Raw genomic sequence first — 26,275 nt, forward strand, 5'->3', positions numbered from 1 at the left:
GAGAGAAGACGGAACGGGGGCCGGCCGGGACCTCAGTCCAGGGGCTGTTCGAGGAAGCGGGTGGTGAAGGTGCTGCGGTAGTCGAAGGTCGCGGGCAGCACGTTGGTCTGGACCAGCAGGTCGAAGTGGGCTTTCCAGCGGGCTTCGGTGATGCTGCCGGCGCCGTAGGGCGTGCCGTCGTTGACGACCATGCCGTTGTCGCGCATCACGCGGTGGGCGTAGGCCAGCACTTCGGGGGTCTGCTGCGGATTGAGCTTGCGGATGGCCTGGAATGCGGGCTCGGGATCCTTCATGAAGTCGGCCCAGCCCTTGCGTGAACCGCTGACCATGCATTGCACGACCGCTGGCTTCTCGTCGATCATCTTCTGCGAGACCACCATGATGGCGGAGTAGGGGTTGTAGCCGAGCTCGGCCAGCTGGAAAAAGCGAGCGGGCTTGCCGGTCTCGGCTTCGAAGCGATAGGGATCCTGCGTCACCACGCCTTGCTGGATGGCGGTCTTGTCGGCCAGCCAGGTCGCCATCTGGCCGCTGAAGGCACGAAGCTGGTCGTCGCGGAAACCGTACTTGGCCTTGAGGTAGGGCCAGATCGATGCCCGGCTCGATGCCGACAGCAGGATGGGACGGCCCAGGAGGTCTTCGGGCTTGCGGATGCCCGATTCCTCGTGGTAGAGCAGGATGGCCGGGGCCTTCTGCACACCGGCCAGCACCGCACGGGCGGCAAAACCGGCCTTGTTCATGAGCATGGCGCCGTCGTTCTGCGGCACCATGGCGGCATCGACCGCACCGGCCGTGAGCAGTTGCGAAGGATCCATGCCGGGCGCGCCTTCGCGCAGCGTCATGTCCACGCCGCAGGCGGCGTAGTAGCCCTTGGCCAGGGCCTGGTAGTAGCCGCCGAACTCGGCCTGGGCTTTCCAGCTGAGCTGGAACGTGACGGGTGTGGCGGCCTGTGCCTGCGCAGCCAGCCCGGCCAGGGCCATGATCGCGGCAACGGCGGGAGCCCGGGAGAAACGTCGTGTCATGGTCTGTGCCTCATCAAGAAAGTTTGAGATCGAAACAAAAAGAAACGGGACGGTGGAACGGCGGGTCGCCTCGGATTCAGGCGGTGCGTCGGGGCGCCGGGAACGGGGCGTCCATGGCGTCGATCCGTCAGATGAAAAGACGATCGGCGTTCATGCGGGCTTTCCGCTTGCGAGTTCTGCCAGCAGTTCAGCGGAGCCGAAAACGAAGCCGAAACACTGGCGCACGTTGTAGAGCGTGGCGTCCCAGCAGAAGCGGGGCGAGGTCGTGGCCGAGCAGTCTTCCAGCAGCAGGCAGTCGTAGCCTTTGAAGTTGGCGTCCTGCAGCGTGCACAGCACACACTGGTCGGCGTTGACCCCGGCGAACAGCAGGGTGGTGATGCCCAGATTGCGCAGCACGCTGTCGAGCACGGTGTCGTGGAAGCCGGACATGCTGTATTTGTCGACATGGATGTCGCCGGGCACGGGGCTGAGCTCGTCGACCACCTGGACCGACCAACTGCCCGCCTGCAGAACCTGCGTACCGGAACGTCCGGGCAAGGGGTCGCCGATGCCGGCGCCGTCGCCATGCGGGTTGTACACATGCAGCACATTGGGCGCCAGATTGGCTTTGTCGGCGCGGTTGCCCCAGTTCACCCAGATCACCGGGACGGCGGCGTCGCGCAAGGCCGGCAGCAGGGTCTGCAGCGGCGGGATCGGTGTGCGGGCCGGGCCGATGTCGACGCCGATGTGCGCCAGCCAGCCGTCGGCATGGCAGAAGTCGTTCTGCATGTCGACCACGAGGATGGCCGTGCGTGCGAGGTCGAATGTGATCGTTCGGCCCCTGTCTTCGACCTGGACCGGGCGGGCGCCGGGCGACGGCCGGACCATGTCCACGCCGGCGCTGGAGACCTGCCATTCGTTGCGCGAGTTGGCGCCGAGCGCATGGAGCGGCGGCGATTTCACCAAGGCGTCCATGCTCAGGCTCCCTCGAGAATCGCCAGATCCTGCGCGTCGAGCCGGACCGGCTCGCCGCTTCGGATCAGCTCGGAGAAGCCCTCGTTGGGCGTCATCACCGTCAGGGTGTAGAGCTTGCCGGCGCCGGTGTTGCGGATGACGTGCACGCTGCCGGGCTTGAGCAGGAGGGCGTCGCCCTGGCGGATGGGCTGCTCTTCGCCGTCGCTGACGGCAACGCCGCTGCCGTGCAGCACGTAGAAGAACTCATGCGCCCGGACATGGCTGTTGGGCGGCGTGGCGCCGCCCACATTGAAGATCTCGATGACCGCGATGTTGTCGTTGCCGTCCTTGCTGGCGTCGGACAGGATGGCGAAGTAGTTGGTGTCTTGAGGCGAGATTCGGAAGGCCTGGGCCGTTCTCGCACGCTCGAACGAAAAGGTTTTCATGGGTGTCCATCCAGAGCAGGATTCATGCCGAACCGTGGTGATCGCGAGGCAAAAATCACGGGGCTAAGTGCATTCTGGGTGGCTTGACGCGTGATGAAAAGCGACTTAATGTGTCTGTTGTGTTTCCTAAAAAGCAACAGAGAAAACCTTGTGCTCCACGCCCGCCTGCTGTCCTATCTCGATGAAGTGGCCCGCTCGGGGTCGATGCGCAAGGCGGCCGAACGCCTGCACGTGGTGCCGTCGGCCATCAGCCGCCAGATCATCGCCCTGGAGGAGGATCTCGGTACGCCGCTGTTCGACCGCACGCCGCGCAAGCTGATCCCGACGGCGGCCGGTGAAATCGTCATCCGGCATGCACGTGCCACGCTGAAGGACTTCGAACGTTCGCAGGACCAGATCGAGGAACTCAAGGGCCTGCATCGCGGCGAGATCACGGTCGCCGTGATGAGCGGGCTGGCGGCCAATGTGGTGCCGCGTGCGGTGACGCAGTTCCAGCAGCGCAACCACCGCATCAAGCTGCACCTGCGCCTGCTGCCGACGGGAGACGAGATTCTGGCCGCCGTGGCTTCGGGCGAGGCGCAGCTCGGCATCGGGTTCGACTTTCCGTCACGCGCCAATGTGCGGGTGCTGGAGGTGGCGCTGGGCAAGCTCGGCGCGGTGATGGCGCCCGATCACCCTCTGGCGAACCGGCTGTCGCTGCGCATCAGCGAATGCCTGGGCCATCGGCTCATCGTCGCGGACAAGACCATGGCGATCCGGCCGCACCTGGACCAGCTGTTTGCCAAGTCCAAGGTCGAGCCGCATTTCAGCATCGAGACGAATTCGATCGAAGTCATGCGCCATGGCGCCATGTCGGACCAGGGCATCACGTTCCTCACGCCGTTCGACATCGAGTTCGAACTGCGCACCGCGCGGCTGACTTATGTGCCGCTGTACGAGCTGGCACACCACCAGCAGCAGCTCATGCTGATCGGCCCGGAGAACCGCATGCCCGCGCTGACCGCGGTGTTTGTCGAGAGCCTCAAAGGCGTGATCCAGGAAGCCTTGCGTTCCGAAGTCTTTGTGCGTTGATCGGTGCGAGGCAGGGCTTGCACCGGTCGGCCGTCAGGCCGCGGCCAGCCGAGCCTGCAGGAAATTGCCGCGGACGCCGTCGGCGCTGTTGATGAAGCCGGTGACGCTTCGGCGCGAGACCAGGGTGCTGCTGATCCAGACCAGCGGCTGGGTCACGCGATCCTGGGCGACCAACTGCTGGAACTGGGTGTAGAGCGCCTGGCGACGCGCCGAGTCGGGCTCGACCTGGGCCGCTTCGAGCAGGCGATCGACCTCGGGGTTCGCGTAATGGGCACCGTTCGAGAACGGCACGCCCGGCTTGAAGTTCTTGGACCAGAAGAACCGCTGTAGTCCGATGACTGGATCCGGGCCGGGGTTGGCGATGTAGATCAGCAGATCGAAATCGCGCTGGGTGTAGACGCGGTTGATGAACTGGGCGGTATCCTGGCCGCGCACATTGAGCTGGATGCCCAGCCGCGCAAGGTTGGCGCGCAGGTAACGTGCGGTCTGGATGGTGGCCGGAGCCGTGTAGGGATCGGCATTGAGGGTCAGCCGGATGCCCTGGGCGTTGCGCGGCAGGCCGGCCTGATCGAGCAGGGCTTCGGCACGCGGGAGGTCGAATTTCGGCAGCGTGGGATCGGGGGTGTAGAAAGCCTTCAGGCTGCGCGGAATGGGCGAGTCGGCGGGCTGCGCGTAGCCATGCCAGACGTTGCGGGCCAGGAAGTCGCGATCGACCGCATGCCCGATGGCTTCGCGCAGCAGCGGATTCTGCAGAACGGGCCGGTCGAGGTTGAATTCGATGTAGGCGTTGGTCAGCAGAAAAGAGGAGTCCGATACATGCACGGCCAGCGACGGGTTGTCCGACAGCCGTTTGACATCGGCGGGCGACAGGCCTTCGGCGATGTGCACGTCGCCGGCTTCGAGTGCGGATGCGAGCGCCTGTGCGTCGGGCTTGAGCAGCACGATGACCCGTTCGAGGCTAGGCCGCCCGCCCCAGTAGGCGTCGTTGCGCAGCAGCGTGATGTCGCGCCCGCGTGACCAGTTGCCGAACTTGAAGGGCCCGGTGCCCACCGGTGCATTGTTGCGCGGGTTGGCGAGCGGGTCGGTGCCTTCGTAGAGGTGACGGGGCAGGACCTGCGATTCGACGGCCGACAGCGCGTTGAGGATGTAGGGCGCAGGCTTGGAGAGCTTCAGGACGGCGGTCTGCGCATCGGGTGTGAGAACCTCGTCGACGTTGGCGAAGATGGCGCGGCCGCGTGCATGCAGTTTTTTCCAGATTTCAAGGACGGAGTAGGCGACGTCGGCCGAGCTGAAGTCGCGTCCGTCATGCCATTTCACTCCGCTGCGCAACTGGAAGGTGACGGTCAGGCCGTCGGGGCTGACCGACCAGCTCGTGGCCAGTTCGGGGCGCGGCGTTCCGTCTTCCGCATAGGCCAGCAGGCCGTCGAAGATCTTGCCCGAGACCAGTTGCGTGGGGCCGGCCGTGGTCAGTGCACTGGTCAGCAGCGAGGGCTCGGTCGTGGTGCCGACGACGAGTGTTCCGAGGGTTTCCGCAGGCGCCTGTGCCTGGGCGCCGAAGGGTGAAAGCCACCACAGCGCGCTGCCGGAGAAGGCTGCGGGCAGGGATTTCAGAAGATGGCGACGGTCGAGTGTCATGTCCGGAATGCAGGGTTGTGAGTCAGAAGAGACCTCGGGCATGCTATTGACCGTGAACGGAAATCGCCACGATGAAAAACCGATATCCATCCTCGGGCGATGCAGCGGGAAAAGGCTCGGATGCGGAATCGTCTGCAGCAAGAGACAGGCGTCGAGCCGTCCGCAAGGCGAAGCTCATATCGATATGAAGATCCGTAGCAGCCGGTTGCGCCGGGTTTCGCTAAGTTGGCTGTCTTGGCGTGCCGTCCTGGCCGCCGTTCGATTTCATCTTCGGCCTTCGCATGACTCTGACTCGTCCTGCCGGCTCCCTCGTGGGGCTGGATCGTTTCGCCTCGCCCGCGGATTTTCCCGACAGCCCTTATGCACAGGCTCTCCGGCAGCCGGTGTTGCTGGGGCTGTTCCTGCCGATCCAGGCCGGAGGCTGGAGTGCCTCGACGCTGCCGCGAACCACGGATTGGCGCTGGCCCTACAACCGGGACCTGGTGCTCAAGGCCGAGTCGCTGGGTTTCGATCTGGTGTTCGCCCTGTCGCAGTGGCTGCCCAAGGGCGGATATGGCGGTGTTTTCGACGGTCATGCCCTGGACTCGTTCCAGACCATGGCCGCGCTGACCGCAGTGACGCAACGTATCTTGCTGGTCTCGACCATCCATGTACTGTACGGGCCGTTGCATCCGCTGCACCTGGCCAAGTGGGGGGCGACGCTCGACCATATCTCGGGCGGGCGCTGGGGCATCAACGTGGTGACCGGGCATCGTGCGGTCGAACACGAGGCCTTCGGCTGGGATCGCATCGAGCACGACCGACGCTACGCCCTCACCGCCGAGTTCATCGAGGTGCTGCAGCGGCTGTGGACCGGCGACGAGCCGTTCTCGTTCGAAGGCGAATCCAGCTGGCGTCTCAACAACGCCTTCGTCACGCCCAAGCCGGTGTATGGCCGGCCGCTGCTGGTCAATGCCACGGGATCGGATGCCGGCATCTCGTTTGCCGCACGTTATTCGGATGTGGTCTTCATCACGAGTCCGGGGGCCTCCGACTTCGCCAGTGCGATCGAGCTGCTGCCGGCGCATGCGGCACGGGTCAAGCAGGCCGCACGGGAGCAAGGGCGGGAGATCCGCACGCTGCTCAATCCCATGGTCGTCAGCCGCGAGACCGAGCAGGAGACCCGTGCGTACTACGACGCCATCGTCGCGCATCAGGATGTCCGGACCCCCGACGGTTTCCACACGCTCAACAGCGATGCCCATGCCTGGCGCGGCCGTGCGGGGCTGGACGGGGCCAACCGGCGAGCCATCGGCGGCAACATCGAGGTGGTCGGCACGCCCGAACAGGTGGTCGAGCAGTTCGTCGCGCTCAAGCGCGCGGGCATCGACGGGCTGCAACTGAGTTTCTTCGATTTCAAGCCCGACCTCGCGTTCTTCGGCGACCGCATTCTGCCGCTGATGAAGCAGGCCGGACTGCGGCTGTGAGTACGACGAGCCGCGTATCCGCAGGGCGGGCAACTGACGCCCGCGGACCTTGAGAAGCGGATGAAAAAAATCCCACCGTCCGGGGGGCGGTGGGATCAAGTCTCGCAAGGTCATTCACGATGGAGCCCGCCGTTTGCGAGAGGAGACATCGGCAGAGAGATTGGACGGCGACTCTTACGCGGTCACCGTGTTACGGCAGGATCACCTGCGGAGGCCTGTTTGATTTACGTCGGTTGGCGCCCGACGGCTGGCGTTTTGCGTTGCAGACGCTGCCATGGATCGAATTCTAGGCAGACCGCCGGTTTTGTGTGGATCGAATCCATCATTTGTTAATGCGGCATAAGCTCAGGCCGGTTCCGTGCGTCAGGGGGCAAGAGCGATTCTCTGCAAGCCGATGTCGTGCAGGCCGTTCACCACGATGCGATCTCGCTGGGCCGGGTCCTGGGTGGGGGCTTCCTGCAGCCGATGCAGTCCCCGGCTTTCGTGGCGAACACCGGCGCTGCGGTAGATCCAGCGTGCGCCGGCCAGCAAGGCTGCGGCTTCGCGTGTCTGCCAAGCTTTCTGATGTGCCTGTGGGGCCAGGCCGTCGGCTGCAGATGTCCAGCGATCGTCGAGTCTCGCCAGCGATGCCGCGATGCCGTTTCGCGTGCGGAACACGTTTTTGTCGATGGGCAGGATCTCGTCTTGCGCGCGTTGCAGCAGCGCGTTGCTGGACAAGGAGGGATTGCCGCCGCGCCGCGGACGCAAGCCCGTGCCGCCCAGGGCCCGAAGCGGGGCCTTGGAGGAAGGCCTCGAACGGGCGAAGTCGACCGAGGCCTGTGCGGCCCATTTGGCGGAGACCAGGCACCATGCGATCGCCGGCCCGCCGCCGCTCATTGCCGCCCCCGACAGGTGGGTGCGTTCGGTGACATCGCCTGCTGCGTACAGGCCGGGAACGGCGGTGGCGGCGTGCGCATCGACGACCAGACCGCCGGCCGAGCGGATCAGGCCTTCGTAGCGCAGTTCGATCGGAAAACGTTCGGTGTAGGGGTCGAGGCCGATGGTCTGGAAATGATCGTAGATGCTGCTGACCGTGCGTGCAAAGGCCTTCAGGCTTGCGCCGCCCTTGTTCATGCTGGCGTAGGCACCGCCGGTCTCCAGAATGGCACGTGCCACATCGGCGACGGACTCCCACCCGTTGGCCGGCAGTTCACGACCCTGCCCATCGTAGAAGGTGGCACTGCCGTACCAGAACCCCTTGGTGGTGGGGCTGCCTTGCGGCGAGATGCCGTAGTGACCGCTGAACTCCATGCTCGCCAGGCTGGCCCCGGCTTCGGCCGCCATCAGATGGCCTTCGCCGGTGGTGCCTTGCGTGCCCATGGCGCCGGACAGGAATGCATTGCCGCCGGTGGCGAGGATGACGGCTCCTGCGCGCACGGCCCAACTGTGTCCGTCGCGTGTGTCCAGCCCCGCTGCGCCTGCCACCGTGCCTTCGTCGCCCAGCAGCTCGAGTGCCGGGCTGTGGTCGAGCATCACCACGCCCGTCTTCTCCAACTGCTCGCGCAGGAACAGCATGGCGCGCGCGCCGTGGAAGGCCAGCAGGCTCGGTGGCGATCCATCCAGCGTGGGCATGCCGTTGTTCGACAGGAACCCCAGCGCCTTGAGTTGCAGACCGATGCGGTAGCTCTCTTCGTAGATCCGTTCGATCGCCGTCAGGTCGTCCAGGCCGCATGCCGCATCGTGGCGAGAGTGGATCAGCTTGCGGTTGTATTCTTCCTCGCCCGGGCGGGTGTAGTAGCCGCTGCCGCCGGCCTGGGCTACCACCCCGGCGGTGCCCACCTGTGCCTTTTCCGCCAGGATCACTGTGGCCCCGGTTGCCCGGGCACTGAGTGCCGCCCAGCAGCCTGCGATGCTGCCGCCGATGACCAGGATGTCGGCAGCGTAATGTCGATCGTGCGTGTTCTCGTGGACGAGATCGCTCGGTGGGTAGGGGTTCTGGGTCATGACTCCGAAATCCGTGCGTTCTTCAGCCGTCGCGCCAGCGCAGCAGGTATTCTTCGGCCCACTGTGCCAGCCGGTTCAGGCCGTAGCCGACAGCACCCAGGATCACCACGCCCAGCATCACCAGATCCATGTCGAAGCGTTCGCGGCCCGCGATGATCATGCCGCCCAGGCCCGGTCCCACCGTCATGAAATACTCGGCTGCGACCGTGGCCAGCCAGGCATAGATGAGTCCGAGGTGGATGCCGGTCAGGATGGACGGAACGGCCGCAGGCAGATAGACCCGCCTCAGCGTCTGCGAGCGGCTCAGGCAGAGCGATCGGGCGACCTCCAGAATCTGGGGTGGCGCAGATCCCATGCCCTCGAAGGTATTGAGCGCCACGGGAACAAAAGCCGCCAGGGCGATGAACGTGACCTTGGCGATTTCCGCAAAACCGAACCAGATCGAGATCAAGGGGATCCAGGCCAGCACGGCGATCTGCTTGAGCGCATTGAACGTCGGGTTGATCAGCTCCCTGGCCGTGCGGGACAGGCCCAGCCATGCGCCGAACACCACGCCGGCGGCCGACCCGATCGCAAAGCCGGTCAGATTGCGGCTCAGGCTTGCCGACAGATGCAGCAGCAGATCGCCATCGCGCAGTTCGTGCAGGGCGGTTGCAGCGACCTGTTCGAGAGGCGGCAGAAAACGCCGGTCGACCCAGCCCAGATGGGCCGACAGTTCCCACAGAAGCAGCAGCAACGCGGGCAGGACCAAGCCGCGGCGCGCACGAACCGAGAGGTAGCGGAAACGCCGGCGGGATGGTGCCGAGGAGGCAGGCCGAGCCAGGGTCACATCATGCTCCGGCCTGGGGATCGAGGCGCCAGCGCTGCAGCCGACTTTCGACCCGTGCCAGCCCATAGTCCATGAGAAAGCCCACCAGGCCGATCACGATCATGGCGAACAGCATCATGTCCAGCCAGAACATCTGGCGCGACCAGACCAGCAGAAAGCCCAGTCCTTGCGCGGCGGCGAGCAGTTCGACGGCCACCAGTGCGGTCCAGGCCTTGGTCAGTCCGTAGCGGATGCCGGTGAAGACCGGCGCAACCGCTGCCGGCAGGATGACCAGCCGCAGGCGCTGCAGCGCGGTGAACCTGAGCATGCGGGCGACCTCGAAGTAAGAAGAGGGAATGCTCCGGATGGCGGAGCAGGTGTTCAGGACCACCGGTATGAAAGCCGCCTTGGCGATGATGACGATCTTCAAGGTCTCGCCGATGCCGAGGAAAAGCATCAACAAGGGGATCCAGCCGAGCGTCGGGACCTGCGATATGGCCGTGAAGGTCGGGCGCACATAGTCGTCCAGGCGAGGCCACAGGCCCATGGCCAGGCCCAGCGACAGACCGAGCGAGGCCCCGATGCCGAAGCCGGCTGCCACCCGCCAGGCGCTCCAGCCGATGTGCATCAGCAGATCGCCGCTTTGTATCGCGTCCAGCGAGGCCTGCCAGACGTAGACCGGCGAGGGCAGGATCTGCTCGGGCAGCAGCTTGGCCTGCGCTGCCCAGAACCAGACCAGCAGCAGTGCCAGGGGAAACAGCAGCGCACGCAGCGGCCGGCCTGCGGATCGCCGCCACTGTCGCAGGCGGGCGTCAGGGAGGGCTCGTGGCAGGGCCGGAACCAGGGCGGGGCTGCTCATGCGTCAGGCGACCTTGCGAGGCTGCCGATCCGGCTGCCGTACTGGGCTTGCGAGGGCCGGCGCCGGCCTTGGCGTCTGCAGGCCGGCCGGTGAACGAATGTCTTCGAGGGCATCGAGCACGCGATTGCGCAGAGCCCCCAACGCGGGATCCCGGCGATCGCGTGGATAGGCCAGCGGCACGTCGATGACTTCGGCGATGCGGCCGGGTCGCGGCGACATGACCACCACCTGGCCCCCGAGCAGAACGGCTTCCTCGACATCGTGCGTGACCAGCAGCGTGGTCAGGTGTTCCTGCTGCCAGATGCGTTGCAGTTCTTCCTGCAGATGGCTGCGCGTGAAGGCGTCGAGCGCGCCGAAGGGCTCGTCCAGCAACAGCAGGCTAGGCCGGTTGACCAGGCCGCGTGCGATCGCCACGCGCTGCGCCATGCCGCCGGAGAGCTGCCTGGGATAGGCCTTGGAGAAGTCCGACAGGCCGACCAGGGCCAGATGCTGGTCCACCAGCGCCTGCCGCCGATCCGCCCCGTGCTCCGAGTTCTCGAGACCCAGTGCCACGTTGCGCTCGACGGTCAGCCACGGGAACAGACGGGGCTCCTGAAACACCATGCCGCGATGCAGACTGGGGCCGGTGACTTTCAGTCCGTCGTGCAGCACCTGGCCGTCGGCATCCTCGAGTCCTGCCACGATGCGCAGCAGCGTGGACTTGCCGCAACCGCTGGCTCCCACGATGGTCACGAACCTGTTTTTCTCGAGGTCGAGAGAAACATCCTGCAGGACCTGCAGCGCGCGCCCATCCACCTCGAAGGATTTGTTCACGTGCTGGATGGAAAGGTATGCGCGGCTCATGGCCACTCGCTTTCTGGAGGGCTTCGAGAGCCCCTGTCGAGGGAGGTGATGGATGTTCGGAGCTTCATTATTGGGGCGTGTCCGATGCCTGCGATATCTGCTTTCCGAACATGAATATCTGCTTTGAGCGGCGATCGAACGGAAAGACTTCGCCGGCAAGGGATGACGGGTTATGTCCTTTCCGAGGCTCGATATGCCGTTTTTTCTTTTGTCGCCATGCGTTGCCGCGCCTAGAGTCGTGAGCTTGCTGTTCAAGCCGAGGTAGGTAACGATGAGTGGGACTGACATACCGCACCAGTCGCGCAGGCAACTGCGGTTGGGGGCTTTTCTGATGGGGTCGGGCCACCACATCGCAGCCTGGCGTCATCCGGATTCGCCTTCGATTGCGGGCCTGGATTTCCAACACTTCGCCCAGGCTGCACAGGCTGCCGAGGCTGCCAAGTTCGATCTGGTTTTCCTGTCCGATTCGATCTCGGTGCGATCGCCGGACGATCCTGCCACCCATCTCGCCGAGCGTTCCGCAAGACTGGAACCGATCACGCTGCTGTCCGCGCTGGCGGCCGTGACCGAACGCATCGGACTGGTCGGAACCGCCTCGGCGGTCTACAACGAACCGTTCAACGTGGCCCGTCGATTCGCTTCGCTGGACCGGCTGAGCAGCGGCCGTGCCGGCTGGAACATGGTGACGTCGACCAACCTGTTCGATCCCCCGAACTTCGGGCAGCCGGCATCGCTCGATCACGCCCAGCGCTATGCGCACGCAGCCGAGTTCACCGATGTGGTCACGGGCCTGTGGAACAGCTGGGACGACGGAGCTCTGCGCTACGACAAGCAAACGGGCGTTCTCTTCGATGCGGAAGGACTGCATCCGCTGCATCATCGCGGCGACCGCTTCCAGGTCCGCGGTCCCCTGAATGTGCCGCCTTCCCCGCAGACCCGGCCCGTCCTGGTCCAGGCCGGGGCGTCGGATGCCGGTCGCGAGACTGCGGCCCGGTACGCCGAAGTGGTGTTCAGCGCGCACCAGGATTTCTCGGAGGCGCAGGCCTTCTACCGCGATGTGAAGTCGCGTCTCGCACGCTACGGTCGCAGTCCGGACGAGCTGCTGGTGCTGCCGGGCGTTTCGCCATTCGTGGGCCGGAGCGAGGCCGAGGCCCAGGAAAAGTTCGAGCAGTTGCAGTCCCTGATCACACCCGAGGTCGGCCTGGCGCTGCTGCGCCCGCTGTTCGGCGGTGTCGACCTGTCCGCGTATCCGCTGGACGGGCCGTTGCCCGAACTGCCGCCCACCCATCAGAGCAAGAGCCGCCAGCACCTGCTGGTCGAGCTGGCCCGGCGCGAACAGCTCACCATACGCCAGCTGTACCTGCGGGTGGCCGGCGCGCGAGGCCACTGGCAACTGGTGGGGACGCCCAGCCGGATCGCCGATGAACTCGAACAGTACTTCCGCGACGGTGCCGCCGATGGCTACAACATCATGGCGCCGGTTCTGCCCGGAGGCCTGAACGACTTCATCGAATCGGTGGTGCCCGAGCTGCAGCGCCGGGGGCTGTTCCGCACGGAGTACGAAACGAGCACGCTGCGCGGCAATCTGGGCCTGGGCACGGTTCGCCGGCCGGGGCGTCACTCGTCCACCCAGGCCGCAGTGCCATCCGCCGTCCGTTGAGGAGTTGTCATGAGCCACGTTCCGCGCCAACTGTCACTGGGCGCTTTCCTTCATCCCTCGGGCCATCACGTGGCGGCCTGGCGGCACCCCGATGCGCAGGCCGATGCCGGCGTCAATCTGGCCAACTACGTCAGGTTGGCCCGGCTGGCCGAAGCGGCCAAGTTCGATCTGGTGTTCCTGGCCGACCAGGTCGCCATACCGTCGACCGACCTCGACTACGTCGGCCGGACGACCCGCGCCGCGCTGTTCGAACCGCTCACGCTGATCTCGGCCCTGGCCGCCGCAACCCGGAACATCGGACTGGTCGCCACCGTTTCCACCAGCTTCAACCGGCCCTACAACCTGGCACGCCAGTTCGCTTCGCTCGATCACATCAGCCAGGGACGGTCGGGATGGAATCTGGTGACCTCCGGTTCCAGTCTCGAGGCGCAGAACTTCGGCCCGCTCGACGGCTACGGCGAACATGCGCTCCGGTATGGACGAGCCCGCGAATATGCCGATGTGGTGCGCAGGCTGTGGGACAGCTGGGAAGACGACGCGGTGGTCGCGGACAAGGCCAGCGGGCAGTTCTCGCTGCCCGGAAAAGTGCATGCGTTGAATCACCGGGGCACCCATTTCGATGTCGCCGGTCCGCTGAGCGTGCCGCGCTCGCCGCAGGGCCGGCCGGTGCAGGTCCAGGCCGGATCGTCGCCGGCCGGCCGCGACCTGGCTGCGTACAGTGCGGAAGCGGTCTTCACCGCCCAGCAGACCCTGGCCGACGCACAGGAGTTCTACGGCGACGTGAAGGCCCGGGCGCAGGCCTATGGGCGCGACGCCGACAGCATCCGGATCCTGCCGGGCGCCTTCATCGTCACGGGCGCCAGCGAATCCGAGGCCAGGGACAAATTCCAGGCCCTGCAGGATCTCGTCCATCCGGTGGTCGGCCTGAATTACATCCAGACCCACCTGGGCGGCGTCGACCTTTCGGGTTATCCGCTCGACGGCCCCGTTCCCGAGACGCTGCCTGCCACCGAAGGCAACAAAAGCCGACAGGCGCTGCTGCTCGAGCTGGCGCGGCGCAAGCGCCTGACGATCCGCGAGCTCTATCTCGAAATCGCCGGTGCGCGCGGGCATTGGCAACTCGTCGGCACGCCCGCAGAAATCGCCGATGCGCTGGAAACCTGCTTCCGAGAAGGCGGCGCCGACGGTTTCAATATCATGCCGCCGTCGCCGACGGGGCTCGACGACTTCGTCCAACTGGTGCTGCCCGAGCTGCGCCGGCGAGGCCTGTTCCGCCACGAATACGGCGGCCGCACGCTGCGCGACCACCTGGGCCTGAAGCGCCCGGCTTTCGGCTCTTCCTTCGCCACCCGCAGCGCCAAGGCAACTGCGGTGCCGCATTCCTGAAAACAGAACGGAACAACCTCTCCATGCATCGCAGAAACTTCTCATTGGCCCTAGGCGCCTTGTCGCTGGCTACGCTGGCACCCTCGGTGTCGGCCCAGACCCCCGTGGTCGTGCGCTTGGGCTATTCGGGCATCGGCGCCGACAACCGCCAGTTCGCACAGGGCAATACCTGGGCGACCACGCATGCGCTGGGCCTGGTCGAGGAGGAGTTCAAGAACGACCCAGGCGTGAAGTTCGAATGGTATTTTTTCAGGGGCGCCGGACCGGCCGTGAATGAAGCGCTGGCCAACAAGCAGCTCGACTTCTATTCGCAAGGGGATCTGCCCTCGATCATCGGGCGGGCCAGCAACCTGCGCAGCAAGATCCTGCTGGTCGGTGGCACGCGGCGTCCGGTTTACCTGGCAGTGCCGGCCCAATCGTCCATCCAGCGCATTGCCGAGTTACGCGGCAAGAAGGTGGCCCTGCAACTTGGGACCAACAACCATCTGGCGGCGGCCACGGTGCTCAAGGCGCACGGCCTGGGCAGCAAGGACCTGACCCTCGTCAACCTCGACAGTGCATCGGCCAACGCCGCGTTGGCGAGCAACGAGGTCGATGCGGCCTTTGGCGATGTCAGCTTTCTGCTGCTGCAGGCGCAGGGCCTCGTCCGGGTGGCCTACCAGAGCAACCAGGACACGCCGGCTGCCGCGCGCGTGGGGTCGACTTTTGTGTCGGAAGCCTTCGAGTCCCAGCATCCGGAGATCGTCGCACGGGTGGTCAAGGCCTTCACACGGGGTGCCCACTGGTCGTCCGTCGAGGCCAACCGCGACGAGCTGATCAAGGTCTGGGGCAAATCGGGAACGCCCGATTCGGTGCTGCGTGCCGATCTGGACGGCGTCGACCTGAAGCTGCGCCATTCGCCGCTGCTCGACGAGTACACCCGCAATCTCTACCGCACCAAGGCCGCGCAGGCCCGCGAGTTCGGCCTGATTCGCCGCGACATCGAGGTCAACGACTGGTTCGAGCCCAAGTACCTGAATGCGGCGATCCGTGAGCTGAAGCTGGAGTCGTTCTGGACCCCGCACAACGCCGGCGACAAGCCCGTGGCCTGAGGCTCGCGGAGGGCGGCTGCCAGGCCTAGGCCGGGCGCCTGGACCATCGGTGCCGTTCGCTCAGCGCCAGCATGGCGATCGCGGCCAGGCAGACGGCGGCCAGCAGCAGCATCACGGCCTGGTAGCCGGCCACGAACGCGCCGTCGGGCGGCGTGGTCCCGGCCCGTGCCGACACCCCCGTGTACAGGGCGGTCGCGAGGGCCAGGCCCACGGCGCCGCCCAGGTTGTGCAGCGTCGTGGCCATGCCCAGCGCCATGCCCGAGAGGTCTCGCGGCAAGGCCGACAGCGCAGCCGTGATCGAGGGGCCGAGCACGCTGCCCCAGCCCACGCCCATGCAGGCAAAGGCCGTGACCACCCAGAGCCACGAGGTGCTGGCCGTGAAGGCCGATTGCATCAGCGCCGATGCCAGCAGGGCCGTGAAGCCCGCCAGCATCACCGGGCCGCAGCCCACCCGGTCGCACCAGCGACCGGCCCACGGCGAGGCCAATGCCATCGACGCAGTGGTCGGCAGCAGCAGCCAGCCGGTCGATGCGCTGTCCAGAAGCCGCAGTTCCCCGAGGTACAGGGGCATCAGGAAAAACGCCGCGCAGTAGAAAAAGGCCAGGGCTGCCGTCGCGCCCGCCGCGACCAGGAAACGCGGCTGCATGAACAGGGCGATGCGCAGCAGCGGCGCTGCCGTGCGGCGCTCGACGACCACCAGGGCGCCGGACAAGCCCAACGCCGCGGCCAGCAGACCCAGGGTGTGGCGCGATGCCCAGCCCCAGTCGGCGCCATGAATCACCACGCCCAGCCAGCACGGCAGCGCAGCCAGCAGCAGGGCGGCCGCAGGCCAGTCGAATCGGCCGGCCACGGGCGGGCGGCTGTCCGCAGCCAGTCGCCCCGCACACAGCGCCAGGCTGGCGCCGATCAGGGGCACGTTGAGCAAAAAGATCCAGCGCCAATCCAGCAGTTCCACCAGCAGGCCGCCGACGACCGGCCCCAATGCCAGGCCCAGACCGTTCACGCTGAACAGCAGCCCCAGCGCCTTGCCGCGCCGGTTGTCCGGAAACATCGAAGCGACCAGCCCGGCCGACGCCGTGTAGAGCCCGGCCGTGGCCATGCCCTGGAGCAGTCGCCAGCCCACCAGCGCCGTCAATCCGGTGGACAGGCCGGCGCCCAGCGAGGCCAGGCCGAACACCACCATGCTGACCCGCATCGCGCGGCGCATGCCGTGCCGATCCGCCCAAAGGCCCACGGCGATGGTGCAGCTGGACAAAGCCATCACAAACGCGGTGATCACCCATTGCACCTGTTCGATGCCCAGGCCCAGGTCGGCCTGGATGTGGGGAATCGCGGTGTTGACGATGGTGAAGTCGATGCAGCCGAGGAAGCTGGCCATGGCGATGCCCGCCATGGCCAGCCTGCGCGACCGTTCTGCCGGTTGGGTCATGAAAAAAAGCTCCTGCAACACAAGAACCCCCTTCGAAAAAAGGGGGGCAGGGCATGCTAATGAATAAACCGGTGATCGGATGGATAGAATTTATCGCAACATTGGAGACTTCAAGTATCAAATCGATGCACCAACCCACCGATCATTTCCAGGGCATTCCCGCCTTCGTCCAGGCGGTGGAGTGCGGCAGTTTCAGCGTGGCATCGCGCCGGATGGGGCTGTCGCCCTCGAGTGTCGGCAAGGCGGTCGCGCGGCTGGAGCAGCGGCTGGGGGTGCAACTGTTCCAGCGAACCACCCGCCGGCTCTCGCTCACCGACGAGGGGGCCGACTTCTACGAAAGCTGCCTGCGCGCCGTCTCGGAACTCGACCGGGCGACGGGCCGCGCCCGCGACAGCCGACGCCAGCCTGCTGGCCGTGTACGCATCGCCTTGCCCTCGCTGTATGGCCGTGTGCGCGTGATGCCGGTCCTGATCGCGTCGAGCCAAAGCCATCCGGAACTCGATCTGGATGTGCTGTTTTCGAGCCGCGCCGTCGACCTGATCGAGGAAGGTTTCGATCTGGCCGTACGCATCGGCCGGCTGGACAGCAGTGCAACGCATGTGGCGCGTCGTCTGGGCGAGCAGGCCCTGATGCTGAGCGCATCGCCCGCGTATCTTCGGCAGCACGGCACGCCGGCGACCCTGGACGAGCTGGCGCAGCACACCTGCATCGCCCGCCTGCGCGAGGGGCGGCACGAAGCCTGGCAGTTCCGCGAGGGTGCAATGGGCAGCTCGCGCCTGCCGCAGAACGCACGCTTCAGGTTCAGCGACTTCGATGCGGTGAAGGAGGCCGCGCTGGCGGGGCTGGGTCTGGCGCAATTGCCCGCCTGGTTCATCTCGGACGCGCTGCGGGCCGGCCGGCTGCGCCCCGTGCTGCCGGAATGGCAGCCCCCGCCCCTGCCCATCCATGTCCTCTGGGCGCGCACCACACGCATGAGCGCACGCATGCGTGTGGTCATCGATGCCTTGGCCGACGGCTGCGGCTGATCTCGACCGTCTGGGCCTGAAATCCACTGGCCTGCACGATTATCCGGTGCCTGATACGCTTGCTTGGATCGCTGCCGCATGGGTTCTGCGAGCCTTCGTGCCCGAAGTGTGCGGTCTGCCTTGTCTTTTCTCCACGAGGTCTTCGTCATGGGTTCGATTCGCCAACTCAAGCTCGGCGCTTTCATGCGGCCGGTCAGCATTCACACCGGTGCCTGGCGTTATCCAGGCGCCTGGCCCGATGCCAACTTCAACCTCACCCGGCTCAAGTACCTGGTCCAGCGGCTCGAGGAAGCCCGGTTCGATGCCTTCTTCATGGCCGATCATCTGGCGGTTCTGAACATGCCCATGGCCGCGCTCAGGCGCAGCCATACCGTGACCTCGTTCGAACCCTTCACCTTGCTGTCGGCGCTCAGCCAGTGCACGAGCCGTATCGGGCTGGTCGCCACGGCCTCGACGACATTCGACGAGCCCTATCACATCGCCCGGCGTTTCGCTTCGCTCGACCATCTCAGCGAAGGGCGGGCCGGATGGAACATCGTGACCACGAGCAATCCCGATGCCGCGCGCAACTTCGGCCGCGACAGCCATGTGCCGCACGACCAGCGCTACACCCGGGCCCGCGAGTTCTACGACGTCGTGACCGGTCTGTGGGACAGCTGGGCGGACGATGCCTTCGTGCGGGATGTGGCAGGGGGCGACTTCTTCGATCCCGAACGGCTGCATGTGCTCGCGCACCGGGGACCGAGCCTGTCGGTGCAGGGCCCGCTCAACATCGCGCGGCCCGTGCAGGGGTGGCCGGTGATCGTGCAGGCGGGAGCCTCCGAGCCCGGGCGGCAGCTCGCAGCGGAGACTGCCGAAGTCGTTTTCACCTCGGTGCCCAGCCTGGCCGAAGGCCAGCGTTTCTATGCCGATGTGAAGGGGCGCATGGCGGCAGCGGGGCGGCATCCGGACCATCTCAAGATCCTGCCCGGCGCATTCGTGGTGCTTGGCCAGACCGACGAGGAGGCACGGGCCACGCGCAGCCGGCTCGACTCGCTGGTGCACATGGACAGCGGCATGGCGGCCCTCTCGATCGCCCTGGGCCACGATGCCTCGGGATTCGATCTCGACGGCCCCTTGCCCGAAGTGCCGCCCTCCAACGAAAGCAAGAGCGGGCAGGAGCGCGTGATCGCCCTGGCACGCCGGGAGAACCTGACCGTGCGCCAGTTGGCACAGAGGCTGGCCGGTTACGGCGGACTGGCTTTTGTCGGCTCGGTTCGCACGGTGGCCGACGAGATGGAGCGCTGGCTCAAGGAAGAGGGAGCCGACGGCTTCAACATCATGTTCCCCTGGCTGCCCGGCGGGCTCGACGTCTTTGTCGAGCAACTGGTGCCCGAGCTGCAGCGGCGAGGCATCTTCCGCACCGAATACGAAGGAACGACGCTGCGGGAGAACCTGGGGCTGCCGCGGCCGGGCAACCGGTTCTTCCCGGCGGACTGACAGTGTCGACCACGGGCCCCGCGTCGATCCGGCGCGGGGCGCTTGCCGGCTCAACGCACCATGCAGGGACGCTTGTTGTCGAAAGTCCAGTTGGGCACCAGGAACTGCATGGCGATGGCGTCGTCGCGCGCGCCCAGGCCGTGTTGCAGGTAGAGCTGATGGGCGCGTTCCACCGCGTCCAGATCGAGCTCGATGCCGAGGCCGCCGCGCTGCGGCAGCTCGATGTAGCCGCCCTTGATCTGCAGCGGGTTCCGGGTGAGTGCCTGGCCGTCCTGCCAGATCCAGTGCGTGTCGATGGCGGTGACGCGGCCGGGGGCGGCAGCGCCCACGTGGGTGAACATGGCCAGCGAGATATCGAAATGGTTGTTGGAGTGTGAACCCCAGGTCAGGCCGAAAGCCTGGCAGAGCTGCGCCACGCGCACCGAGCCGGCAAGCGTCCAGAAGTGAGGATCGGCCAGGGGGATGTCCACCGACTGAAGGGACAGCGAGTGGGCCATCTGGCGCCAGTCGGTGGCCACCATGTTGGTGGCGGTGGGCAGGCCGGTGGCGCGGCGGAACTCGGCCATCACCTCGCGGCCGGAATACACATCCTCGGCACCGCAGGGGTCTTCCGCATAGGCGAGCACGCCATGGAGGTCGCGCGTGATGCGGATGGCATCCTTGAGCAGCCAGCCGCCGTTGGGGTCGAGCGTGATGCGGGCCTGGGGGAAACGTTCGTGCAGCGCACGGATGGCCTCGACCTCTTCCTCGCCGCGCAGCACGCCGCCCTTGAGCTTGAAGTCCTCGAAGCCGTAGCGGGTGTAGGCCGCTTCGGCGAGCGCGACGATGGCCTCGGGCGTCATGGCCTTCTCGTGGCGCAGGCGGGTCCAGTCGTCGGGTGCGTCGGGCGCGGTCTGGTAGGGGAGATCGGTGAGGGTGCGGTCGCCGACGTAGAACAGGTAGCCGAGCATCTGCACGGAGGTGCGCTGGACGCCTTCGCCGAGCAAGGCGGCAACGGGCACGCCGAGGTGCTGGCCGAGCAGGTCGAGCAGCGCGGATTCGGCGGCGGTGACGGCGTGGATGGCGATGCGAAGGTCGAAAGTCTGCTGGCCGCGGCCGGCGCTGTCGCGCGTGGCGAACTGCGTGCGCATGGCATTGAGCACGGCGTTGTAGTTGCCGACGGGCTGGCCGACCACCAGTTCGCGGGCATCCTCGAGGGTCTGGCGGATCTTTTCGCCGCCCGGGACTTCGCCGACGCCGGTGTTGCCCGCGCTGTCGGTGAGGATGAGGATGTTGCGGGTGAAGAACGGAGCGTGCGCGCCGCTGAGGTTGAGCAGCATCGAGTCGTGGCCGGCAACCGGCACCACGCGCAGATCGGTGACGACGGGGGTCGTGGAAGGGGCAGAGGAAAAAAGAGTCATGGCAGTCTGCGCTAAAAAGATTCAAACAAGAAAACCCGGCACGCGGCCGGGTGGATCGCCGTCTGGCGTTATTGGCCGGTGATGCCGCCGGTCTCGATCACCTGTTTCCAGCGCGCGAACTCCTTGGCCTGGAACTGGGCGAACTCCTCGGGACTGTTGGCGACGACTTCCAGTCCCACATCGGTGAAAGGCTTGCTCACGGCCGGGTCCTGCAGCGCCTTGACGATGCCGGCGTGCAGCTTGGCCTTCACGTCGGCCGGCAGGTTCTTCGGTGCGGCGATACCCTGCCAGGCGTACACGTCGACACCCTGGATGCCGCTTTCTGCGAGTGTAGGCACATCGGGCAGAACAGGCGAGCGCTTGCTGCCGGTGACCGCGATGGGCTTGAGCTTGCCCGACTTGATGTGGGCGAACACCGTGTTCACGTTCTGGAAGGACATGTCGACCTGGCTGCCCAGCAGATCGGCCGTGGCGGGAGCGCCGCCCTTGTAGGGCACATGCAGGCCCTGGGTGCCGGTCTTCTGCCAGAACAGTTCGGCCGTGAGGTGATCGGACGAACCCGCGCCCGAGGTCGCGAAACTCACAGCGCCGGGCTTGGCCTTGAGCATCGCCAGCACGTCCTGAACGGTGTTGACCTTGGCTGCCAGCGTGGGGTTGACCACCAGCACGTTGGGCGTCTGCACGGCCACGGTGATGTAGGTGAAGTCCTTGAGCGGATCGTAGGTCAGGCCCTTGATGAGGTGGGGAGCCACGACCAGCGGGGCCAGCGACGAAACCAGCAGGGTGTAGCCGTCGCCCGGTGCGCGCGCGACCTGCGCGGCGCCGATGCTGCCGGTGGCGCCGGCCTTGTTGTCGACCACGAACGTCTGCTTGAACTGATCGCCCAGATGGTTGCCCAGCGAACGTGCGATGGTGTCGGTGGAGCCGCCGGCCGGGAACGGCACGATGATGGTGACCGGCTTGTCGGGCCATGCCCAGGCGCTACCGGCCGAAGCCAGTGCCGTCAGCGCCACGCCGATGGCGGCTGCTGTCTTTTTGATTGCATTCATGTCTGTCTCCAGTTCGAAAAAGAGGGTTTGAGGCCGCCCCCGGACTTTTATCGTTGTTGTCGAGGTAACGTTAACATCACGGCATTGAAGGATTGTTAACGTTACCTGACGGTCCGTAATCAGTGAAAACCCGAGTCGGGAGGGTGAACGCTGCGCGCCATCAGGTGCTGCTGCGGGTGACGATGGAGAAGCCGATGTCGATCCGGGGCTGATCCACCGTCCGGCCTTCGGCTCGGGACACGATCAGTTCGGCCGCCAGTTGGCCGATGCGTGTGCCGTCGACCCGCACGGTGGTCAGTGCGGGCGGCGCGTCCTTGGCAAACTCCTGGTCGCCCAGGCCCATCACCGCCAGCGTCCCGGGGACATCGACGCCCTTGTGCTGGGCCTCGATCAAGGCACCGAGCGCCAGCGTGTCCGAACTGCAGAACACGGCGGATGTCGCGGGCGCGCGCATCAGGATGTCGGCCAGTCCCTGCCGGCCCGCACCCAGCGTGCTGGGCGACGCGGTCAGGGAAACCGTGACCGGCGGCAGCCCCAGCTCGCCGGCCCGGGCCTTGAACGCCTGGATCCGGGCCTGGGCCCGTGCGTCGTTTCCGCTGACGATGCCCAATTGGCGATGTCCCCGACTGGCGAAGTAATCGGCCACCGCCGTGCCGATCGCCACGTGCGAAAAGCCGACCAGCATGTCGATCGGCGCATCGGTGTAGTCCCAGGTCTCGACGACCGGAATGCGCGAGGCCAGCAGGGCGCGGCGACCGTCTTCCGAGGCCGTGATGCCCGTCATGATGATGCCGTCGGGGCGGCGCTGGATCACGGTTCTCAGCAACTCGGCCTCGTGCGCCGCGTCGTAGCCGGTACAGCCCACCATCAACTGGTAGCCGAGGCGGTTGAGGGCGCTGTCGAGCGACTGGATCATCTCCTGGAACACCGGCCCCACCAGCGTGGGCAGCATCGCGGCCACCAGCCGGGCGCGCGACAGGCGCAGGCCGCTGGCCATGGCGTTGGGCACATACCCCATCTGCTCGATGGCCTCGCGCACGCGCTTGAGCGTTTCGGGCGTGAGTTTGTCCGGTGCATTCAGGGCGCGTGAAACCGTCATCGCGGAAACACCCGCGACGCGGGCGACATCTTGAACGGTGGACGGTCGAACGGGGCTGGTCATGAAACCCGGGGCACACGAGTGGAGGAGCCGTCATCGTAGAGCAATATGGGCCCGAGCCGGCCTTGGCGGGCACCGAGGCCTCCGGGGTCCGGCAGCCGCAGGGATGCCGTGGCCGCGTTGTCCATGGGCGGCGGCAGGACTTGCCCCGGCCGCCGTGCAGCCGTCTCCCGCCCTGCCTAGAATCCACGGTGTGGCGCGCATCGAGGCGTGCCCATGGCGTGTCGTTCACGCCGCAGCAATGGGGCTGATCCTTGTTCGACAGACCGTGCGGCCGGGTGTGCAGCGATCACCGCACACCGGATGCGCGGGCTGCATACCCCTCTGCCCCGCCATGTCCCAGCCCTCCGATTCCGCTTCTTCCGTTTCTTCCGCTGCGGCCTCCGATTCCGTTTCTGCGGGATCGGCCGGTGCATCCGGATCTTCCGTTTCCGCCGATCCGCCCGCCCCGGCACTCGCACAGGCACGGGTTGCCGTGCGCGCGTCGGTCCGCGCCTTGTGGCCCGCGCCCATGGCCATCGATGCACGCGAGAAATGGCGGGCCTGCCTGGGCGCGGCCCTGGGCACCTTGGGCGTGGCGCTGAGCGTGCCCTGGCTGATGGCTGTGCTGGGCCATGAGCCGGTGCCCGCGCAACTCGCGCTGTGGATGGTGGCGCCGCTGGGCGCCAGCGCGGTGCTGGTCTTTGCGGTGCCGTCCAGCCCGCTGGCGCAGCCCTGGGCGGTGCTGGGCGGCAACACTGTGTCGGCGCTGATCGGCATTGCCTGTGTGCACGCGGTGCCCGAGCCGGCGGCTGCGGCCGCCCTGGCGGTGGGGTTGGCGATCTTGGCCATGATGGCGTTGCGCTGCCTGCATCCGCCCGGCGGTGCAGCGGCTTTGTTGATGGTCCTCAACGGCGTGAGCGATTTCGGTTTTGCACTGGAACCGGTGTTGCTGGATTCCGTGCTGCTGGTGGCCGCCGGCATGCTCTACAACTCCCTCACGGGCCGGCGCTACCCGCACGTGAACCGCACACCGCCGGCCGACGGGGGCACGCGCCTGACGCGTTCGGACCTGGATGCGGCACTCGCGCATTACAACCAGGTCATGGACGTCAACCGGGGTGACCTCGAGTTCCTGCTGCGGCAGGCCGAAGCCGCCGCGTACAGGCGCACCCTGGGCGACCTCTGTTGCGCCGATGTGATGACCCGTTCACCGGTCACGGCGAGGATCGAGACCCCGCTGCGGCAGGCCTGGGCGCTGATGCGCCAGCGCCGCGTCAAGGCCTTGCCCATCGTCGACCGGCTGGGCCACCTCGTCGGCATCGTGACCGTCGCCGACTTCATGCGTCAGGTCGACCTCGATGTGCACGAGGGCCTGGGTCACCGGCTGCGCGACCTGGTCAGGCGGCGCAAGCGCGCAGACGCTTCACCCGTTGCCGGCACGGTCGGCCAGATCATGACGCGCCAGGTTCGCGTGGCCAGCGGCAACCGGCTCCTGATGGATCTGGTACCGGTCTTTTCGGAAGGCGGCCACCGCCATATCCCCATCCTCGACGAGGAGCGGCGGCTGGTCGGCATCATCACGCAATCGGATCTGATCAAGGCGCTGTATGCCGCCGTGCGCAGCTGAGGCGCCGCAGTGGGGGAGTGCCGTCTCAGCGCGAGCCGAGCGAGGCCTTGATCTTCTGGTCGGTCTTGTACTGGCTGAGCGCGTAGACGGCCCACAGCGCGGCAGGCAGCCAGCCGATCAGGGTGATCTGCAGGACGAGGCAGATCACGCCGGCGATGGGGCGACCGATGGTGAAGAACACCACGAAGGGCAGAAAGATGGCGAGCAGCAGACGCATGAGAGACAACCTCGGTGCAAGAGTAGGGAATGCCCCATGCTAGCGGATGCTGCCGTCTCCGCTCCCGAGCGGATCGGCAAAAAAAACCATCCTCGGCCGAAGGCGGAGGATGGCAGCAGGAAAACTGCGAGGAATGTGGACGACGACTCTTACGCGGTCACCGTATTACGGCAGGTCGGCCCCTGCGGCTGTACCTCTGTTTTCCGTCGGAGGCCAACGACGTGTGCGCTCGAGAGCAGTCGCACTTTGTCTGCGCAGACAACACACGGGAATGTAGTGCCCGGGTGTGACAGCCACGTGACGCCGCGGCTCGCCATGCCGGTCAGTTCAGCAGGGCCTGCGCGAACTCGCGTGCGCTGAAGGTTTCCAGGTCTTCCAGTTTTTCGCCGACGCCGATGAAGTAGACGGGAATCGGGCGTTCCTGGGCGATGGCCGCCAGCACGCCGCCCTTGGCCGTGCCATCGAGCTTGGTGACGATCAGGCCCGTCAGTTGAAGGGCATCGTCGAAGGCACGCACCTGAGCCAGTGCGTTCTGTCCGGTGTTGCCGTCGATCACGAGCAGCACCTCGTGCGGCGCGCTGGCATCGGCCTTGCCGATCACGCGTTTGATCTTCTTCAGCTCTTCCATGAGGTGCAGTTGCGTCGGCAGGCGCCCGGCCGTGTCGATCAGGACCACGTCCTTGCCGCGGGCCTTGCCGGCCGTGACGGCATCGAAGCTCACGGCTGCCGGATCGCCGCCGTCCTGGCTCACGATCTCGACGGTGTTGCGGTCGGCCCAGATGCCGAGCTGCTCGCGCGCAGCGGCACGGAAGGTGTCGGCCGCAGCCAGCAGCACGGCCGCCTGTGCGTCGGCCAGGTGTTTGGTGAGCTTGCCGATCGAGGTCGTCTTGCCCGCACCGTTGACGCCCGCCACCATGATGACGGTCGGCTGCTGCTCGCCGATCACCAGCGATTTCTCGAGCGGGCGCAACAAGTCGGTGATGGCGTCGGCCAGCAGTTCCTTGACTGCAGCCGGATCGGTCGCCTTGTGTTCCTTGACCCGGCGGCGCAGGTCGTCGAGCAGGTGTTGCGTGGCCTTGACGCCGGTATCCGCCATCAGCAGCGCCGTCTCGAGCTCCTCGTACAGATCCTCGTCGATGCGAGTGCCGGTAAAGACCGTGGTGATGCTGGAGCCGGTCTTGCGCAGGCCGGCCTTGAGCCGGTTGAGCCACCCGGCGCGCTCGGCGGCCGGTTCCTGCATGGCAACAGGCGCATCGCCAACCGCATTCGGAATGGAAACCGCAACGGCAGCGGCCGGCGGGCTGGCCGGCTGCAGGACGGCCGGAGGAGCGGTGGGCTGAATCGGGGCGCGCGCGGGTGCCGGCGTCGGCGTCGGTGTCACGGCAGGGGGCCTGGCGGGCGATGGCGCGGGAGCATTAACCGGTGCAGGGGCAGGGGCAGGGGCTGGGACAGAGGCCGGAACCTGCGGCTGGACGGGCGCCGGCACGGGGGCCACACGAATGGCGTCGGGTTCGTCGATGCCGGGCGGCGTCGGGCCGGGCTCGCGCACGGGATGGCCCGGTTGTCCGGGGGGATCGGACACCGGCGGCTGGGTCGGCGCCGGTGCGGGCGGCACCGAGGGCGGCTGGACCGGCGGCGTCGACGGGGGCGTGATCGGACCCGGCTCGGCCCGGACGGATTCGGGCGCAGGCACGGGCACGGGCACGGG

The 26,275-nt window shown here is 66.6% G+C and carries 22 protein-coding genes; 8 read left to right on the plus strand and 14 right to left on the minus strand.

Annotation, left to right across the window (positions count from 1 at the left end; genetic code table 11):
* Positions 1–32: 32 nt before the first annotated feature.
* From EC845_RS08650 to EC845_RS08660, 3 genes are all read right to left on the minus strand, one after another.
* Positions 33–1,019 (minus strand): ABC transporter substrate-binding protein, encoded by a 987-nt coding sequence (locus EC845_RS08650; RefSeq protein WP_123297149.1) that lies wholly within the window; start codon positions 1,017–1,019, stop codon positions 33–35.
* 150 nt (positions 1,020–1,169) lie between these two features.
* Complete coding sequence (locus tag EC845_RS08655; protein WP_123297151.1) at positions 1,170–1,973, minus strand: cysteine hydrolase family protein; 804 nt, start codon at positions 1,971–1,973, stop codon at positions 1,170–1,172.
* Positions 1,974–1,975: 2 nt separating this feature from the next.
* On the minus strand, positions 1,976–2,398 hold the full coding sequence (locus EC845_RS08660) for a cupin domain-containing protein (RefSeq protein WP_123297154.1): 423 nt from the start codon (positions 2,396–2,398) through the stop codon (positions 1,976–1,978).
* 150 nt (positions 2,399–2,548) lie between these two features.
* On the opposite strand from EC845_RS08660, the gene EC845_RS08665 reads away from it, so the two are divergent.
* Positions 2,549–3,469 (plus strand): LysR family transcriptional regulator, encoded by a 921-nt coding sequence (locus EC845_RS08665; RefSeq protein WP_123297156.1) that lies wholly within the window; start codon positions 2,549–2,551, stop codon positions 3,467–3,469.
* Between the two features lie 33 nt (positions 3,470–3,502).
* Here the strand turns inward: EC845_RS08665 and EC845_RS08670 are convergent, their stop codons facing one another.
* A complete protein-coding gene (locus EC845_RS08670) occupies positions 3,503–5,104 on the minus strand; it encodes an ABC transporter substrate-binding protein (RefSeq protein ID WP_158615657.1) in 1,602 nt (533 codons plus the stop codon).
* Between the two features lie 281 nt (positions 5,105–5,385).
* Between EC845_RS08670 and EC845_RS08675 the strand changes: the two genes are divergently transcribed.
* Complete coding sequence (locus EC845_RS08675) at positions 5,386–6,570, plus strand: LLM class flavin-dependent oxidoreductase (protein WP_123298017.1); 1,185 nt, start codon at positions 5,386–5,388, stop codon at positions 6,568–6,570.
* A gap of 363 nt (positions 6,571–6,933) precedes the next feature.
* Here EC845_RS08675 and EC845_RS08680 read toward each other — a convergent pair whose 3' ends face one another.
* The 4 genes from EC845_RS08680 to EC845_RS08695 are packed head-to-tail and all read right to left on the minus strand — an operon-like array spanning position 6,934 to position 11,063.
* The gene (locus EC845_RS08680; protein ID WP_123297159.1) at positions 6,934–8,553 is read right to left on the minus strand and encodes an FAD-binding protein; all 1,620 of its coding nucleotides are present in this window, start codon (positions 8,551–8,553) and stop codon (positions 6,934–6,936) included.
* 22 nt (positions 8,554–8,575) lie between these two features.
* A complete protein-coding gene (locus tag EC845_RS08685; RefSeq protein WP_370451269.1) occupies positions 8,576–9,382 on the minus strand; it encodes an ABC transporter permease in 807 nt (268 codons plus the stop codon).
* Position 9,383: 1 nt separating this feature from the next.
* On the minus strand, positions 9,384–10,220 hold the full coding sequence (locus EC845_RS08690; protein WP_123297162.1) for an ABC transporter permease: 837 nt from the start codon (positions 10,218–10,220) through the stop codon (positions 9,384–9,386).
* A 3-nt stretch (positions 10,221–10,223) separates the two neighbouring features.
* On the minus strand, positions 10,224–11,063 hold the full coding sequence (locus EC845_RS08695; protein WP_123297164.1) for an ABC transporter ATP-binding protein: 840 nt from the start codon (positions 11,061–11,063) through the stop codon (positions 10,224–10,226).
* A gap of 271 nt (positions 11,064–11,334) precedes the next feature.
* Between EC845_RS08695 and EC845_RS08700 the strand changes: the two genes are divergently transcribed.
* Genes EC845_RS08700 through EC845_RS08710 form a run of 3 tightly spaced genes read left to right on the plus strand, consistent with a single transcriptional unit; the run spans position 11,335 to position 15,200 of the window.
* Positions 11,335–12,723, plus strand: a complete 1,389-nt coding sequence (locus EC845_RS08700) for an LLM class flavin-dependent oxidoreductase (protein WP_123297166.1) — start codon at positions 11,335–11,337, stop codon at positions 12,721–12,723.
* A gap of 9 nt (positions 12,724–12,732) precedes the next feature.
* The gene (locus tag EC845_RS08705; protein WP_123297168.1) at positions 12,733–14,109 is read left to right on the plus strand and encodes an LLM class flavin-dependent oxidoreductase; all 1,377 of its coding nucleotides are present in this window, start codon (positions 12,733–12,735) and stop codon (positions 14,107–14,109) included.
* A gap of 23 nt (positions 14,110–14,132) precedes the next feature.
* Entirely contained in the window at positions 14,133–15,200 is a 1,068-nt protein-coding gene (locus tag EC845_RS08710) for an ABC transporter substrate-binding protein (RefSeq protein ID WP_123297170.1), read from the plus strand.
* A 25-nt stretch (positions 15,201–15,225) separates the two neighbouring features.
* Here EC845_RS08710 and EC845_RS08715 read toward each other — a convergent pair whose 3' ends face one another.
* A complete protein-coding gene (locus EC845_RS08715; RefSeq protein WP_123297172.1) occupies positions 15,226–16,629 on the minus strand; it encodes an MFS transporter in 1,404 nt (467 codons plus the stop codon).
* A gap of 125 nt (positions 16,630–16,754) precedes the next feature.
* On the opposite strand from EC845_RS08715, the gene EC845_RS08720 reads away from it, so the two are divergent.
* A complete protein-coding gene (locus EC845_RS08720; RefSeq protein WP_123297174.1) occupies positions 16,755–17,654 on the plus strand; it encodes a LysR family transcriptional regulator in 900 nt (299 codons plus the stop codon).
* 147 nt (positions 17,655–17,801) lie between these two features.
* Entirely contained in the window at positions 17,802–19,133 is a 1,332-nt protein-coding gene (locus tag EC845_RS08725) for an LLM class flavin-dependent oxidoreductase (RefSeq protein ID WP_123298019.1), read from the plus strand.
* A gap of 50 nt (positions 19,134–19,183) precedes the next feature.
* On the opposite strand, the gene gudD is transcribed toward EC845_RS08725, so the two are convergent.
* The 3 genes from gudD to EC845_RS08740 form a co-directional block, all read right to left on the minus strand.
* The gene (gene gudD, locus EC845_RS08730) at positions 19,184–20,533 is read right to left on the minus strand and encodes a glucarate dehydratase (RefSeq protein WP_123297176.1); all 1,350 of its coding nucleotides are present in this window, start codon (positions 20,531–20,533) and stop codon (positions 19,184–19,186) included.
* A 68-nt stretch (positions 20,534–20,601) separates the two neighbouring features.
* Complete coding sequence (locus EC845_RS08735; protein WP_123297178.1) at positions 20,602–21,582, minus strand: tripartite tricarboxylate transporter substrate binding protein; 981 nt, start codon at positions 21,580–21,582, stop codon at positions 20,602–20,604.
* 160 nt (positions 21,583–21,742) lie between these two features.
* Positions 21,743–22,744, minus strand: a complete 1,002-nt coding sequence (locus EC845_RS08740; RefSeq protein WP_123297179.1) for a LacI family DNA-binding transcriptional regulator — start codon at positions 22,742–22,744, stop codon at positions 21,743–21,745.
* 508 nt (positions 22,745–23,252) lie between these two features.
* Between EC845_RS08740 and EC845_RS08745 the strand changes: the two genes are divergently transcribed.
* On the plus strand, positions 23,253–24,350 hold the full coding sequence (locus EC845_RS08745) for an HPP family protein (protein WP_123297181.1): 1,098 nt from the start codon (positions 23,253–23,255) through the stop codon (positions 24,348–24,350).
* A 25-nt stretch (positions 24,351–24,375) separates the two neighbouring features.
* Here EC845_RS08745 and EC845_RS08750 read toward each other — a convergent pair whose 3' ends face one another.
* Both EC845_RS08750 and ftsY read right to left on the minus strand, forming a co-directional pair.
* A complete protein-coding gene (locus EC845_RS08750; protein WP_123297183.1) occupies positions 24,376–24,567 on the minus strand; it encodes a YqaE/Pmp3 family membrane protein in 192 nt (63 codons plus the stop codon).
* 322 nt (positions 24,568–24,889) lie between these two features.
* Positions 24,890–26,062, minus strand: coding sequence for a signal recognition particle-docking protein FtsY (ftsY, locus tag EC845_RS08755; RefSeq protein WP_370451293.1), 1,173 nt, complete (start codon positions 26,060–26,062; stop codon positions 24,890–24,892).
* Between the last annotated feature and the right edge of the window lie 213 nt (positions 26,063–26,275).

The sequence above is a fragment of the Comamonas sp. BIGb0124 genome (assembly GCF_003752175.1).
Classification (GTDB): Bacteria; Pseudomonadota; Gammaproteobacteria; order Burkholderiales; family Burkholderiaceae_C; genus Comamonas_F.